Source organism: Micromonospora sp. DH14 (assembly GCF_029809455.1).
Classification (GTDB): Bacteria; Actinomycetota; Actinomycetes; order Mycobacteriales; family Micromonosporaceae; genus Micromonospora; species Micromonospora parva.
The window spans coordinates 186490-200196 of record NZ_JARVKT010000011.1 but is presented as its reverse complement, the minus strand read 5'-3'; the positions used below and the strand labels follow the sequence as shown (position 1 = coordinate 200196).

13 protein-coding genes and 1 tRNA gene are annotated in these 13707 nt (G+C 70.9%); 8 read left to right on the top strand and 6 right to left on the bottom strand.

Translation table 11 applies throughout. The features are described 5' to 3' along the window. Positions 1 to 244 precede the first annotated feature (244 nt). Positions 245 to 1021 carry an IucA/IucC family C-terminal-domain containing protein gene (locus tag QCZ28_RS17195; protein WP_279517572.1) on the top strand — a complete coding sequence of 259 codons (777 nt, stop codon included), beginning with the start codon at positions 245 to 247 and terminating at the stop codon, positions 1019 to 1021. Positions 1022 to 1043: 22 nt separating this feature from the next. On the opposite strand, the gene QCZ28_RS17190 is transcribed toward QCZ28_RS17195, so the two are convergent. Further along, a complete protein-coding gene (locus tag QCZ28_RS17190; RefSeq protein ID WP_279517571.1) occupies positions 1044 to 2879 on the bottom strand; it encodes a hypothetical protein in 1836 nt (611 codons plus the stop codon). Positions 2880 to 3091: 212 nt separating this feature from the next. Between QCZ28_RS17190 and QCZ28_RS17185 the strand changes: the two genes are divergently transcribed. After that, positions 3092 to 3802, top strand: a complete 711-nt coding sequence (locus tag QCZ28_RS17185; protein WP_279517570.1) for a class I SAM-dependent methyltransferase — start codon at positions 3092 to 3094, stop codon at positions 3800 to 3802. A 99-nt stretch (positions 3803 to 3901) separates the two neighbouring features. On the opposite strand, the gene QCZ28_RS17180 is transcribed toward QCZ28_RS17185, so the two are convergent. Beyond that, positions 3902 to 4444, bottom strand: coding sequence for a YbhB/YbcL family Raf kinase inhibitor-like protein (locus tag QCZ28_RS17180; protein WP_030331603.1), 543 nt, complete (start codon positions 4442 to 4444; stop codon positions 3902 to 3904). Positions 4445 to 4573: 129 nt separating this feature from the next. Between QCZ28_RS17180 and QCZ28_RS17175 the strand changes: the two genes are divergently transcribed. Next, a complete protein-coding gene (locus QCZ28_RS17175) occupies positions 4574 to 4729 on the top strand; it encodes a hypothetical protein (RefSeq protein ID WP_279517569.1) in 156 nt (51 codons plus the stop codon). A gap of 125 nt (positions 4730 to 4854) precedes the next feature. On the opposite strand, the gene QCZ28_RS17170 is transcribed toward QCZ28_RS17175, so the two are convergent. Beyond that, positions 4855 to 4941: transfer RNA gene (locus QCZ28_RS17170), tRNA-Ser, on the bottom strand. A 161-nt stretch (positions 4942 to 5102) separates the two neighbouring features. On the opposite strand from QCZ28_RS17170, the gene QCZ28_RS17165 reads away from it, so the two are divergent. Continuing rightward, positions 5103 to 6101, top strand: coding sequence for an NAD(P)H-quinone oxidoreductase (locus QCZ28_RS17165; protein WP_279517568.1), 999 nt, complete (start codon positions 5103 to 5105; stop codon positions 6099 to 6101). 28 nt (positions 6102 to 6129) lie between these two features. Here QCZ28_RS17165 and soxR read toward each other — a convergent pair whose 3' ends face one another. Continuing rightward, positions 6130 to 6603, bottom strand: coding sequence for a redox-sensitive transcriptional activator SoxR (gene soxR, locus QCZ28_RS17160; RefSeq protein WP_030331609.1), 474 nt, complete (start codon positions 6601 to 6603; stop codon positions 6130 to 6132). Between the two features lie 47 nt (positions 6604 to 6650). Here soxR and QCZ28_RS17155 point away from each other — a divergent pair, with 47 nt between their 5' ends. Both QCZ28_RS17155 and QCZ28_RS17150 read left to right on the top strand, forming a co-directional pair. Continuing rightward, the gene (locus tag QCZ28_RS17155; protein WP_279517567.1) at positions 6651 to 7343 is read left to right on the top strand and encodes a transketolase; all 693 of its coding nucleotides are present in this window, start codon (positions 6651 to 6653) and stop codon (positions 7341 to 7343) included. A gap of 8 nt (positions 7344 to 7351) precedes the next feature. Then, entirely contained in the window at positions 7352 to 8245 is an 894-nt protein-coding gene (locus QCZ28_RS17150) for a transketolase (RefSeq protein ID WP_279517603.1), read from the top strand. On the opposite strand, the gene QCZ28_RS17145 is transcribed toward QCZ28_RS17150, so the two are convergent. Next, positions 8231 to 8938: a glycosyltransferase family 2 protein gene (locus QCZ28_RS17145; RefSeq protein WP_279517566.1), complete on the bottom strand. Its 708-nt coding sequence runs from the start codon at positions 8936 to 8938 to the stop codon at positions 8231 to 8233. The two genes, QCZ28_RS17150 and QCZ28_RS17145, sit on opposite strands and share 15 nt — an antisense overlap. A 123-nt stretch (positions 8939 to 9061) precedes the next feature. Here QCZ28_RS17145 and QCZ28_RS17140 point away from each other — a divergent pair, with 123 nt between their 5' ends. Next, on the top strand, positions 9062 to 11287 hold the full coding sequence (locus tag QCZ28_RS17140; RefSeq protein WP_279517565.1) for a glycosyltransferase family 39 protein: 2226 nt from the start codon (positions 9062 to 9064) through the stop codon (positions 11285 to 11287). 153 nt (positions 11288 to 11440) lie between these two features. Then, positions 11441 to 13042: a ricin-type beta-trefoil lectin domain protein gene (locus tag QCZ28_RS17135; RefSeq protein WP_279517564.1), complete on the top strand. Its 1602-nt coding sequence runs from the start codon at positions 11441 to 11443 to the stop codon at positions 13040 to 13042. A gap of 40 nt (positions 13043 to 13082) precedes the next feature. On the opposite strand, the gene QCZ28_RS17130 is transcribed toward QCZ28_RS17135, so the two are convergent. Beyond that, positions 13083 to 13682 (bottom strand): hypothetical protein, encoded by a 600-nt coding sequence (locus QCZ28_RS17130; RefSeq protein WP_279517563.1) that lies wholly within the window; start codon positions 13680 to 13682, stop codon positions 13083 to 13085. Positions 13683 to 13707 lie beyond the last annotated feature (25 nt).

Below are 13707 nucleotides of genomic sequence, written 5' to 3'. Positions count from 1 at the left end.
TTGACAATTGGTCGATGACACCGACTGCGCGACGGCGTTTCCCAGCATCGGCTCCGGGTAGTAGCCGAGGCGTCACAACCGCCGGATGCGGAGTGACCTGCGCCTCCGGGATTGGACCAAGGTGAGCCTTCCCTTACGACCGCAGGTCTGGTTAGGCTAGCCTTAGCTCAGGACGGCACTCGTTCGTCCGCCGGGGCGCACTCCTCGGTCACAGAGACAGGGGACGACTCAGGTGACAGCGGTGATGCCGAGGCGGGAGGCCGCCACCACGCCGCTCGCCCCCGTCACCGCCGCGCTCCGGGCCATGTTCGGCACCGACGACCTCCCCGGCCTCGCCCGAGGTCTGCTTGTCGAGGACGAGTTCGGCTGGTCGCCCGCCACCACCCTGATCGACGGCAGCCGACTGCCGGAGCTGCTGAACGGCGCCGCCGTCCGCTGGGGCGGCACCCCGCACGCCTGCGCGGCACTGGCCTGGAAGTCGTACAGCTACTGGGCCGCGCTGCCGGTCGTGCTCGGCTGGGCCTCCGCGCGGCGGGTGCCACTGCTCGATCCGGCCGACCTCCTGATCCACTTCGAGGACCACCGGCAGTTGCTCACCATGGGTCTGCGGCGGGGCACCACGGTGGCGGTGCTGCCGAACGACCCGCTGGCGCTCGCCGGCCTGCCGGAGGTGCGGGTCGTCGCCGACGAGGCGGAGCTGCTGGCCGCGCTGCGCGCGTCACTGCTCGACGCCCATCTGGCGCCGCTCATCACGGCGATCCAGTCCGAGGTCCGGGTGGGCACCCGGACGCTGCTCGGCTCGGTCGCCTCCGGCATCGCGCACGGCATCCTGCGGGCCGCCGACGGTCTGCCCGGCTCCACGGTGCAGAGCATCGAGACCCTGCTCGGCGCACTCGACCTGACCGACCTGATCGAGTTGGTGCCCGGGCCGACCGGTGAGCCGACAGTGCAGCGGCGTACCTGCTGCCTCGCTTTCACCCTGCCCCGACCGAAGGTCTGCCAGGGCTGCTGCGTCCGTTAGGTAAGGGCTGGGCCGGCGCGGCTCAGTCGGTCAGCGACCGGACGTCCCACACCCACACCCCACCGGTGAAGACCGGTTCGATCCCGGTCAGCTCGGTCATCCCCCGACGCAGCGCGGCCTCGTGCTCGTGTGGCCCGAGGATCACCACCCCCGCCCGCCAGTAGCGCAGGTCGTCGACCGCCCGGACCCGACTCTGCGGGGTGATCGGCGGCACCGCTCCGGTGCGCCGGATGGTGGTGAAGAAGTTGCTGGTGGGACGCGGAACCGCACCGAACAGCGCGACCTTCGGCGGGTCGGCGTTCGGGCGGGTGTCCGGGCCGAGGAAGTAGCCGCGCGCCAGCGGCATGTCCAGCCGGGTCGACGCGGACCAGCGCAGCGGCTCCGCGTACGTGGTGTCCGGCAACGGCAGGGTGACCACACTGCGCCCACCGCTCACGTACGGACGCCACGCCCCACTGGTCACGAAGGTGGGGATCGGGTCGAGGCGGGCCACCGGCAGCGGGGTGGGAACGATCGGCAACAGGGCCATCGTGAGCATGGTGGCGGTGACGAAGCGGATCTGCCCCCGGGCCACCGGGTGCGCGTACGCCAACTCGCGGGCCCGTTCGGCGCCGTAGGCGAGCAGCAGCCCGATGATCGGGGTGATCGCCAACGCCCAGCGCGTCGGCACCACCGAGTGCAGGATGGGCAGGTTCTCCAGCGCTGCCCAGGGGCCCGGCACTCCCGTACCCCGGTTGTTGAAGCGGACCTCCCGACCCAGTGAGAGCACCGCGAAGAGCAATCCGAGCGCGGCCAGCGCGAGCACCACTATCGAGCGGCGCAACCACCAGACCAGGGCGATCACCAGCACCACCAGCGCCCAGCCGAAGAAGCTGTTCTCCTCGGTCGGGTTCTTGGCCAGACCCGCCGCGGTGCGCGCGTTCCCCGCGAGGGACTCCCGGGAGTACGCGACGAACGAGGCCAGGTCGCTGGAGTAGCCGCGGATCAGGCGGGACAGCCCGGAGTACGCGTCCGGGCCGAAGAACTGCACGTACAGGGGGTACGCCAGCAGGAGCGCGGCGATCCCGGCGGCGACGGCCAGGCCGGCGAGGAAGGACCGGGCCCGCGACCGGATGTCCGCGCGGCCGACGGCGAGCACACCGATGACCACGCCGAGCCCGATCGCGGTCATCAGCAGGATCTCCAGGTTGAGGAATGCCTGCCAGACGATGACGAGCGCGAGGAGGACCCCGTTGCGCAGCCAGCGGCCCGGTTCGCCGAGTCGCAGCGTGCGCCAGATGATCAACGGGACGACGAACTGCGACACGATGTTCGGGTGCCCATTGGCGTGCGACACCATTGCCGGCGCGAACGCGCAGAAGCCGGCGCCCAGCCAGGCCGGTCCCCGGCTGCCGATCAGGACCCGGGAGAGCACGAAATACCAGGCCGTGGCGGTGGCAATCATGCCGGCGGTGAGAAAGACCAGGAATGACGCGCGCGGCCCGAACAGCAGGGTGATCGGCGTCATTGGCAATGAAATGGATAATACGGACGTATTGGCCATCAGATTCACGCCGTCGGGGACGTTCATCTGATTGGAATGGAACGGATACGCAAAGTGCGTGACTACTCGCGCACCGTGGGCCATCATCCATTCGAACTGCGACTGATCGGACTGGTTGTCCCGCACGTCGCTGCCCGGGTCCAGCCAGAGTCGACCGGTGACCCAGAAGCCGAGCACCACGAAGCTCAGCACGGCGGCCAAATCCGCCCATCTCCCCCTGCGGGAAGGCCGAACGGCACCGGAGGCCCCCTCCGCCGACGGCGCGGCGGCCGGGCCGCCGCTGCCGCTGGGCACGTCCGGTTCAGGAGTAGTCATGACAATTCATAGGGTAGTCAGCGTATGGCACCGCCGTGACATGTTTCGGGGTACTGCCGTACTATGTGCCGGGTTCGCCGACCGCCGATCACGAATCCACCCCCCGACCACAATTCGGCCACCCCGATGCCCCGATTCTTCTGCCGTCCCAGCGGATGATTCACTCTGTCGGTCCAGGCACGGGTCGAGTTCATATCGTGAGGAATCGACGCATGGCAGAAATCACTGGGGATCAGCGCGTGCAGTCCGAGGTGCTGGAAGGCCTGGCAACCGCTGTCAACCACCGTCGCTGGTTCATCGAACTGGCCGTGCCGTACCTCGGCGACGACCCGATCGAGATCGGCAGCGGCCTTGGTGACTACGCGCTGGAATGGTCAGAGCGGCTGCCCCGGTTCACCGCCACCGAGGCCGACCCGGACCGGCTGGTGCAGCTCAAGGAGCGCCTCGCCGACCGTCCGAACATCGACGTCCGGCAGATGCTGCTGCCGCACAACGACCGGGGCGACTACAGCGCCGCGGTCTCGTACAACGTCCTGGAGCACATCGAGGACCACGTGGGCGCGCTGCGGAGCATGCGCGACCTGGTCCGACCCGGCGGCGCCGTGATCATCATCGTGCCCGCGTTCCAGTTCGCGATGGGCCCGGCCGACATCGCCACCGGGCACGTCCGCCGCTACACCAAGAAGACGCTCGGTGCGGCGATGGCCGACGCCGGCCTGACCGTCGAAAAGATCCACTACGCGAACGCGCTCGGGCTGATCGGCTACTTCATGGCCACCAAGGTCTTCCGGCTGATGCCGAAGGAAGGCCCGATGGTCAAGGTGTACGACACCCTCGTCCTGCCCGCCACCAAGGCCGCCGAGCAGCTGGTCCTCCCGCCGTTCGGCCAGTCCGTCTTCGCCGTGGCCCGAGTGCCCTCCTGACCCCACCGCCGCGCGATCTTGCGCTTTCGGTCGTCGCTACGCCCCCTGTGTCGGGAAAGTCGGGACAGAAAGTGCAAGATCGCGGCGGCTGGGCGGGGGTTACTCCTTGATCTGGTACGTGGGGCGGATTACCGCTCTCGCCAGGGTGTGGAACGTGAGGTTGAAGCCCACGTAGGCGGGGGTGGCGTCCGGGGTCAGGTCGAGGCGCTCGACGTCCACGGCGTGCACCGCGAAGACGTACCGGTGCGGGCGGTCGCCGGGGGGCGGAGCTGCCCCGCCGTAACCCTGGTCGCCGTAGTCGTTACGCACCGAGAACGCCCCGCCGAGGTCGGCGCCCGCCGCGCCGCCCGCCCCGCTGGGCAGCTGGGTGACGCTGACCGGCAGGTTCACCAGCACCCAGTGCCAGAAACCGCTACCGGTCGGCGCGTCCGGGTCGTAGCAGGTCACCGCGAAGCTCTTCGTCTCGGCGGGAAAATCCGACCAGGTCAGCTGCGGCGAGACGTTGTCGCCCCCGGTGCTGCCATGCGCGTGCCGGGCGTCCATCGGCTCGCCGTTCTGCACGTCGTCGCTGGTGAGCGTGAACGAGGGCAGCGTCGGCAGCAACTCGTACGGGTCTGGGGCGATCGGTCGTTCCAGGGTCATGGGGACGCGTCCTTCCGATGTGCGGAGATACCAGCCCCTTCATACCCCGCTGCGACCCGTCCGACGAGCGGCACTGTGGTTTTCCGGAGCTACGGTGGAGTTTCGGGCAACGTCCTCAGGGGGGACACCGTGGCCGGCATCTGGCGGGACTTCGTGGTGGCCGTCTTCACCGCGTTCCGCCGCCGGGACGAGCAGGCCATCGCCGACGAACGGCGACGCGCGGTCGAGCGACTGGCCGAGGAGACGATCCGCCAGCAGCGTCGGACCACCGACCCTCCGCAGTGATCAGGACCCGGGCCGCCGGACCGGCACCACTCACCCGCGCCAGATCCACTCGACATTCAGAAAACCGCGGCATTCGTGCGGCCAGAACACCCCAACTTTCAGGAAGTCGAGTGGATCAAAAAGGGCGGAGGGTGTGGGATTCGAACCCACGAAGACATCGCTGCCTTACCGGTTTTCAAGACCAGCGCCATCGGCCACTAGGCGAACCCTCCTGGACCGCCACCCGTGGGCGTACGGCCACGCATAGTCTGCCACGGCTCACTCCGGGCGGCCCAGTGTCCCTCCCCGCTGCGCCGGCCAGGCATCTTGACCCGTCCACTGTGGGCTGGAGGGTGCGCCTGCGGCACCGGGTGAGATCGGGAAGACTGGCCCCATGCGAGCCATCACGATTCCGGAGCCCGGTGGTCCCGACGCACTGGTCTGGGCCGAGGTGCCCGACCCGGAGCCGGGCCCCGACGAGGTGATCGTGGATGTGCGGGCCACCGGGGTCAACCGCGCTGACCTTCTGCAACGGCAGGGGCACTACCCGCCCCCGCCGGGCGCGTCCGCGTACCCCGGGTTGGAATGCTCCGGGGTGATCACGGAGGTCGGAGCGGAGGTCGCCGGGTGGGCGGTCGGGCAGCAGGTCTGCGCGCTGCTGTCCGGCGGTGGGTACGCGGAGCGGGTCGCGGTCCCCGCCGGGCAGTTGCTGCCGGTGCCGGCGTGCGACCCGGTCGACGCGGCGGCGCTGCCCGAGGTCGCCTGCACGGTCTGGTCGAACCTGGTCCAGGTGGCCCGGCTCGGCGCGGGTGACACCCTGCTGGTGCACGGCGGGGGCAGCGGGATCGGCACCTTCGCCATCCAGTTCGGGGCGGCCCTCGGTGTCACGGTGCTGACCACCGCGCGCGAGGCCAAGCACGCCCGGCTGCGCGAACTGGGCGCGGCGCACACGATCGACTACCGGGAGCAGGACTTCGTCGAGGAGGCCCGGCGGGTCACCGACGGGCGCGGCGTGGACGTCATCCTCGACATCATGGGCGGGTCCTACCTGGGGCGGAACGTCTCCGCGCTGGCCACCGGCGGTCGGCTCGTGGTAATCGGGATGCAGGGCGGGCGCAAGGCCGAGTTGGATCTCAGCGCGCTGCTGGCCAAGCGGGCGAGCGTCGCCGCGACGTCGCTACGGTCCCGACCGCTCGCGGAGAAGGCGGAGATCGTCCAGGGGGTACGCGACGAGGTGTGGCCGCTGGTCGAGGCGGGCCGGATCCGGCCGATCGTGGACCGGCGGCTGCCGATGACCGAGGCCGCCGAGGCGCACCGGCTCGTCGAGTCGAACGACCACTTCGGCAAGGTGCTGCTGACCCGCCCGCCGGGAGGCGGATCGGCCGTCAGCTGAGCGAGCCCGCCGGGAGGCGGGTCGGCCGTCAGCTCAGCGAGCCCGCCGGGGTTGGGGCGTCCGTCGGTCGGGGCAGCACCAGGCGGGCACCCGGTCCCTCGCCGGCCAGTGTGTCCTCCGGGTTGTTGAGTGTGCAGCGCTGCAGGGACAGGCAACCGCAGCCGATGCAGCCGTCCAGGTCGTCGCGGAGCTTGGTGAGCAGCCGGATGCGCTCGTCCAGCCGGCTCCGCCAGCTCGCCGAGAGCCGCGCCCAGTCCTGTGGGCTGGGGGTGCGGGCCTCGGGGAGCGAGTCGAGTGCCTCCCGGATCTCGTCGAGCGAGACGCCGACCTGCTGGGAGATCCGGATGAAGGCGACCCGCCGCAGCTCGGCGCGGGCATACCGGCGCTGGTTGCCGCCGGTGCGGTCGGCGCGGATCAGCCCGAGTCGCTCGTAGTAGCGCAGCGCCGACGGCGCCACCCCGGAGCGGGCGGACAGCTCACCGATCGTCAACAAGTCCGGCATCACCAGGTCCTTGAGTTGAAGTGCACTTCAACTCACACAGTAGTGGCATGACCACCGCACTGACCACCGACAGCAGCGCCCGACTGCCCGGGCTGATCCGCCGACTGACCGGCGACGAGAAACACGCACCCAGCGCGCACTCCACCATCGACGTGCTCCAGGTGCTCTACGACCGGGTGTTGCGGGTCACCCCCGACACCGTCGACGACCCGGAGCGGGACCGGTTCCTGCTCTCCAAGGGCCACGGACCGGCCGCGTACTACGCGGTGCTGGCCGCGCACGGCTTCATCCCGGACGCCTGGCTCGACGACCTGGCCGGCCCGGCGAGCCGGCTCGGCCACCACCCGGACCGGCTCCTGGTGCCCGGGGTCGAGATCGGCTCCGGCTCCCTCGGGCACGGGTTCGGGCTGGCCGTCGGCACCGCGCTCGGCCTGCGCGCCCAGGGGCTGACCAAACCCCGGGTGTACCTGCTGCTCGGCGACGCCGAACTGGACGAGGGATCCAACCACGAGGCGATCGCGTACGCCGGAGCGACCGGCCTGGACAGCCTCACCGCGATCGTGGTGGACAACGCGTCGGCCAGCCACGGGTGGGCCGGTGGCATCGCCAGCCGGTTCACCGTCAACGGTTGGACCGCCGACACCGTCGACGGCCGGGACCACGAAGCCCTGTACTCGGCGTTGACCGGGCACCGGCCACGACAGCCGCACCTGGTCGTCGCCCGCATCGGGAGCAACTGATGACCGACATGCGTACCGCCTTCATCGACACCACCACCGCGCTCCTCGACGAGGATCCGCGTACCGCACTGGTGCTGGCCGACATCTCGGCGAGCCAGTTCGCCCCCGCCGGGCACCGGCACCCGGACCGGGTGCTCAACGTGGGGATCCGGGAGCAACTGATGATCGGTGTGGCCGGCGGGCTCGCCCTGACCGGCCTGCGTCCGTTCGCGCACTCGTACGCGACGTTCCTGGTGGACCGGGCGTACGAGCAGATCAAGTTGGATCTGGACCATCAGGGCGTGGGCGCGGTCCTGGTCAGCATCGGCGCGTCGTACGACGGGTCGGCGGAGGGCCGCACCCACCAGTCGCCCGGGGACGTGGCGCTCTTCGACTCACTCGGCGACGGCTGGACGGTCCGGGTGCCCGGTCACCCGGACGAGGTGGCACCGCTGCTGTGCACCGCCGCCACCACCGACGATCCGGTCTACCTGCGCCTCTCCGAGCAGCGCAACGCCGAGGCGTACCCGGATGCCGCCCGGCTACGGGTGCTCCGGCGGGGCGGGTCGGACGCGCCACTCGTGGTGGCGGTCGGGCCGATGCTCGACCCCACAGTGGCGGCGACGGAGGGGATGGACGTGACGGTGGCGTACACCCACACGCCCCGGCCGTTCGACACGCGGGGGCTGCGGGCGCTCGTCCACACCGATGTGGTGCTGGTCGAGCCGTACCTGGCGGGGACGTCGAGCGCGCTCGTCAGTCGGGCGCTGGCGGACGTACCGCATCGGCTGCTCGCACTCGGGGTGGGTCAGACCGACCTGCGGCGGTACGGGAGTCCGGCCGACCACGCCCGGTGGCACGGTCTGGACGCCGACGGTCTGCGGCGGTCGATCAGCGCGTTCCTGGGGTCAGTTGGCGGCTGAGGCGGTGGGACGGCGACGAGCGCGCTCGCGCCCGAGGATCCAGATCGCCTCGACGCCGTCCTTCCAGGTGATCTTCTTGCCCTCTTCCCGGCCGCGCGCCCGGTAGCTGATCGGCACCTCGTACGGCCGGATCCGGCGACGCAGCAGCTTGCCGGTCACCTCGGCCTCCATGCCGAAGCCGCGCGAGCGCACCTCGAGCGACCGGTAGAGCTCCACCGGCATCAGCTTGAAGCAGGTCTCCAGGTCGCCGATGTAGGAGTTGAACAGCACGTTCGCCGCCATCGTGACGCCCTTGTTGCCCATCACGTACCAGAAGCTGTAGGCGCTGTGGCTGCCGAAGGTGCGGTTGCCGTAGACCACCGTGGCCCGCCCGTCGAGCACCGGGTCGAGCAGCTTGGGGATGTCCTGCGGGTCGTACTCCAGGTCAGCGTCGAGGATGACCATGTAATCGCCCTCGGCGTTGTCGACCGCCGTCTTGATGGCGGCACCCTTGCCGGCGTTGCGCTGATGGGTGATGACCCGCAGGCGGGCGTCGTCGGCGCGACCGAGGACCTCGCCGGTGCCGTCCCGGCTGCCGTCGTCGACGACGACGAGCTCGACCTCACAGGGATAGTCAACCGCCAGAGCCTGCTTGAGGGCATCCGCGATGCGTTCTTCCTCGTTGTAGACCGGCATGAGGATCGAAAGCTTCACGGGGATCTCCACGGTGGCGGCAACACGTCGGCCATAGCCTAACCTGGTTGGTTTGTTCATCACCTACCGCCACTGCGGGGCAGTCGACGTGGCGGGTTCAGGTCAATGGTGTTTACTTCCGCCATGTCGGCTGCCGGCTCCCTGCTCGCGGTGGTTCCCGCCGCCGCGGTGCTCCTGCTCATCGTCGCGGCGAGACCACGCGCGGTAGGCACCGTGGCACCGCTGCGGCTCGCCGTGGTGCGCGCCGTCCTGCTCGCCGGGGCGTACGCGGTGCTCGTCGTCGAGGTGCTCGGCGCGTCCCACGCGCTGACCCGGCCCGCGTTCGCCGTCGCCTGGCTGTTCTTCCTGGTCGCTGCCGCGTTGGCGGCCGGTCTGCGCTGGCGACGGGAGACCCGCCTCGGGCAGTCGGCGGCCGTCGTACCGCAAGCGGTGCCGGTCGGCGCGGTGGTGTCCGGTGGCGGCCCCGAGGTGTCCGCCCCGCCCGCCGAGCGCGGTGCGCCCGCGCCCGCGCCGCCCCGCGCCGGTCGGGGGCCCGCCGGGCTGCTCGCCGCGGCGGTCGACACCTGGCGTACGGCCCGACCGGGCGAGCGGCTCCTCGCCGCCACGATCGGCGGGCTGGTCCTGGTGGAGTTGCTGGTCGCGCTGCTGGCCGAGCCGAACAACTTCGACTCCCAGACGTACCACCTGCCGAAGGTGGAGCACTGGGTGGCCCAGGGTGACCTGGACTTCTGGCCCACGGCCATCCACCGGCAGGTGACCATCCCGCCGGGGGCCGAGTACCTGCTGCTGCACCTGCGCCTGCTCAACGGCGGGGACCATCTGTACAACCTGGTGCAGTGGGTGGCCGGGGTGGTCTGCCTCCTGGTGGCCGCACGGATCACCGCTCAGCTCGGCGGTGGCCGGCGGGCCCAGTTGCTCACCGCGTTCGTGCTGGCGACCACGCCGATGGTGGTGCTCCAGGCGACCAGCACGCAGACCGACCTGGTCTGCGCGGCGTGGGTGGCCTGCGCGGCGACCCTGGCGCTGGACGGGCTGCGTCGACGGACCGGCTGGGGCACGCTGCTCGGGCTGGGGGCTGCTACCGGGCTGACCGCGGTGACGAAGACCAGCGGCCTGATCGCGGTCGGTCCGCTGCTGGTGCTCTGGGGGTTGGCCCAGCTGCGGCTGGCCCGCACCGGGAGCGCGGCGGCGACCGGGCCGGCGGCGGGGAGCGCGGCTCGGCGGTCCCGGCCGGTCGGCGGGCTGGCCCGCACGGTCGGCGGTTCGGTGCTGATCCTGGTGGTCGCGGCCGTGGTGGTCGGCCCGTTCCTGGCCCGGGTGACAGTCGAGTTCGGGCACCCGCTGGGGCCACCCCGGCTGCGTGAGTCGATCCCGATGGAGCGGCACGACCCGGCTTCGGTGGTGGTCAACGCGCTGCGGATCGGGCACACCGCGTTCGACACGCCGCTGGCGCCGCTGCGCCGGGCCGGGGCCGAAGTGATCATCAGTGGTGCCGAGGCGATCGGGGTCGATCCGCAGGACCGTGCGATCACCTTCGGCCGGGAGCTCTTCCCGGAGCCGGCCTGGTACCCGGACGAGGACCGGGTGGCGTTTCCGCTGGCCGGGGTGTTGGCGGTGATCGGCGCGGTGATCGCGCTCGGCCGGCCACGGCAGATCGCCCCCGAGCGGGCCGGGTCGCTGCGGGCGTACGCGGTGGTAGTGCTGACCGCCGTGCTGCTGCACACCGCGATGATCAAGTGGCAGCCGTGGGGCAACCGGCTGCTGCTCTACGCCGTGGTGCTCGCCGTGCCCCTCGCCGGCCTCTGGTTGGACGCGCTCTTCCGCCGCCGCTCGGACGACCCCGCACCAGTGGCTGCCGGCGGCGCGTCGGTGGGCGGTCGGGGACGTCGTTCGGTTGCCACCGTGGCTGCGGTCACCGTGCTCGCCACGTCGGCGTTGGCCGGAGTGCTCGCGCTGTCGTACGGCTTCCCGCGCCGGCTCGTCGGTGCCGGCTCGGTCTTCACCACCTCGGACTGGGACACCCGGTTCCTGCGCCGACCGCAGTGGGCCGACGAGTTCCGCTGGGCGGCGACCGCGGTCCGGGACAGCGGTGCGCGCCGGATCGGGTTGGTGCAGCAGAACGACAACTGGGAGTACCCGTGGTGGCTGCTGCTGCGGAAGCCCGACGGCGGCTCGCCTGAGCTGGTGGCGTTGCAGTCGGTGCTGCCGGAACGACCGCCGGCCGATCCCGCCTCGGTCGACGCGATCGTCTGCACCGGCGGCAAGGCGGCCTGCGCCAAGCTCGTTCCGGCCGGCTGGCGGCTGGAGTTCCGCGGCTACGTCGGCTACGCCCTGCCGCCGGGCCGCTGAGCGGGCAGGCCGCCCGGACGCCCGGATAGTCCGATCCGGGCGGTTCTGCATCCCGCGCGCAAGGATCCGAAGCGCATTCACATCTGTTGATCCGCACGTTACCGTCTGGTAACTCAATCGACGTCCCGCGATTGAGCCGAAAGGAGTGCGTCGATGCCTGCAATCCCCGCCAGGCCCGAACGCGCGACCCGACGACGGGCCATCACCGTCGCCGTCGCCGTCGCCGCTCTCGTGCTACCGATGCTCGCCGGACCGGCCACCCCCGCCAGTGCCGCCGACCGCCCGACCGTCCAACCACTCCCCGCCAACCTCGAAGCCATCCGGGCCGCCGAGGCGACCGCCCTCTACGGCAGCCCGGCGATCCGCCCGATCGAACAACGCCGCACTGCGTTGATCACCATGGGTGACAGCGAGATCTCCGGTGAGGGGGTCGGCAACTACGTCCCCGGCACCCACCAGGACGGCAACTGGTGCGACCGCTCGTACGACCAGGCGGTGTTCCGCACCGGCATCACCTCGGACGCGCAGTACAACATCGCCTGCTCCGGTGCCACCCCCTGGAACCTGATCGCCGGCGGCCCCACCCAGCACAACGAACTGAACCAGGGCGACTACCTGGGCATCAAGGCGCGCAACACGCACGTGAAGCTGATCTGGGTGGTGGTCGGCGCGAACGGAGACGGCACCATCCAGTTCGGTCCGGTCGCCACCGACTGCGCCGTCCGCCGGGTGTTCTTCCAGGGCGCCTGCTACCCCACCTACACCGACCAGTGGACGATCCGCACCGACGGCAGCCGACAGGCGGTGGAGTCGGCGCTCACCGACATCCGGCAGACCATGACCAAGGCCGGCTACCTGCGCTCGGACTACGAGCTGGTGCTGATGTCGTACCCGAGCCCCGGCAGCCCCGACGTCGAGGACAACCCCAACTTCCCCGGCTGGTACTCCGGCGGCTGCCTGCTCTACCTCGCCGATGCGGCGTTCGCCCGGAACAAGGCGGTGCCGATGTTCGAGTCGGCGCTGCGGTCGGCCGCGGCGAACACCGGCACCCGCTACCTGGACGCCAGCCGGCTCTTCCACGGGCACGAGGTGTGCACCGACAACACCTCGGTCCGCGGTCTGTACATCGAGGTCGGCATCTGGAACGAGAACGCCGCCCGCCAGTCGTTCCACCCCAACGCCCGTGGGCACGGCATGTTCGCCCAGTGCATCACCCAGTTCTGGAACTCCGGGCAGACGCGGGCCAGCTGCGTCGACCCGGCCAGCACCGGCAGTGGCGTGCTCTACCCGGGGCTGCTGGAGTTCAAGCAGTTGCGCAACCTCGCCACCGGCACCTGCGTCGATGGCAAGGGCTACGACTCCCGCAACGGCACCGTGCAGCAGCCGTACTCCTGCCACGGCGGGCGCAACCAGGGCTTCTGGTACGACTCGGCCCGGCGGTCGCTGCACTCGGAGCTGTCCCACGACCGTTGCCTGGACGTCGCCAACAGCTCGATGACCGCCGGCACCGCCGTCAACATCTACGACTGCAACGGCACCGGCGCGCAGCAGTTCGTCTTCTCCGGCAACCAGATCAGGCCGGCCGCCGCGAGCAACCTCTGCGTGGCGTTCGACAACCCGTTGCTGGGCAGCTCCCGCCTGCGGTTGGCGACCTGCTCCAGCAGCACCCGGCAGCAGTGGTCGTTCGAAGCCCGTACCGCCGCGAACCCGGTCGGCTACGGACACGACGACTTCATCGGCTCCCGCGTCTACTGAGTGGGGGCAGGGGCCCTGGCGTCGACCAGGGCCCCTGCGCTCACTTGGCGCGGGGAACGAGGATCAGCCGGGCCACGCCCTTGTCGCCGTCCTTGGCTCCGGCGACGCCGAGCGTCGCGCCGACAGTGACCTCGCTCGGCTGCACGGTGGCCCGCCGCTCGACGACCCGCAGGTCATCGCCGAACGTCCAGGTCATCGTGAAGCCGTCGGAGGACTTGACGGTCATCGAGTCGCCGTCGATCGCCGTCACCTCACCGCGCTGCACGGCGACGGTCCGCGTACCGCCGTCCTTCGTCTTCACCACCGCCTCACCGTGCAGGGTGTTCTTCCGCAGCAGCACGCGGGCCTGGCGGCGCTTGCGCCACTCCTCGCCGCGCTTCTCCCGGCCCTTCTCCTGGGCGGTGGGGGATCCGCCCGGCGTCGGGGTGGCCGGTGCGGCGACGGTCAGTACGTCCAGGTCGTCGGCGTCGAAGCCCATCGCGGTCAGCGCCTGACCCTCGACCCCCATGGCGGCGGCGACCTCGATGGCGGTGTCCCGGGCGGGCTGGCTGGCCACCTCGGCCGCGCCGCAGCCGCTGACACCGAGCGCGACCGCCGCGAGCAGTGCCGTGGTGCCGGTGGCGATACCCCAACGTGGCATGACTCTCCCTCTCGTCAGTGGAGCC

Excerpts from the sequence above, each read along its gene's own strand:
- QCZ28_RS17195 (WP_279517572.1), top strand. The coding sequence starts at position 245 with ATGCCGAGGCGGGAGGCCGCCACCACGCCGCTCGCCCCCGTCACCGCC.
- QCZ28_RS17190 (WP_279517571.1), bottom strand. The coding sequence starts at position 2,879 with ATGACTACTCCTGAACCGGACGTGCCCAGCGGCAGCGGCGGCCCGGCC.
- QCZ28_RS17185 (WP_279517570.1), top strand. The coding sequence starts at position 3,092 with ATGGCAGAAATCACTGGGGATCAGCGCGTGCAGTCCGAGGTGCTGGAA.
- QCZ28_RS17180 (WP_030331603.1), bottom strand. The coding sequence starts at position 4,444 with ATGACCCTGGAACGACCGATCGCCCCAGACCCGTACGAGTTGCTGCCG.
- QCZ28_RS17165 (WP_279517568.1), top strand. The coding sequence starts at position 5,103 with ATGCGAGCCATCACGATTCCGGAGCCCGGTGGTCCCGACGCACTGGTC.
- soxR (WP_030331609.1), bottom strand. The coding sequence starts at position 6,603 with ATGCCGGACTTGTTGACGATCGGTGAGCTGTCCGCCCGCTCCGGGGTG.
- QCZ28_RS17155 (WP_279517567.1), top strand. The coding sequence starts at position 6,651 with ATGACCACCGCACTGACCACCGACAGCAGCGCCCGACTGCCCGGGCTG.
- QCZ28_RS17150 (WP_279517603.1), top strand. The coding sequence starts at position 7,352 with ATGCGTACCGCCTTCATCGACACCACCACCGCGCTCCTCGACGAGGAT.
- QCZ28_RS17140 (WP_279517565.1), top strand. The coding sequence starts at position 9,062 with ATGTCGGCTGCCGGCTCCCTGCTCGCGGTGGTTCCCGCCGCCGCGGTG.
- QCZ28_RS17135 (WP_279517564.1), top strand. The coding sequence starts at position 11,441 with ATGCCTGCAATCCCCGCCAGGCCCGAACGCGCGACCCGACGACGGGCC.
- QCZ28_RS17130 (WP_279517563.1), bottom strand. The coding sequence starts at position 13,682 with ATGCCACGTTGGGGTATCGCCACCGGCACCACGGCACTGCTCGCGGCG.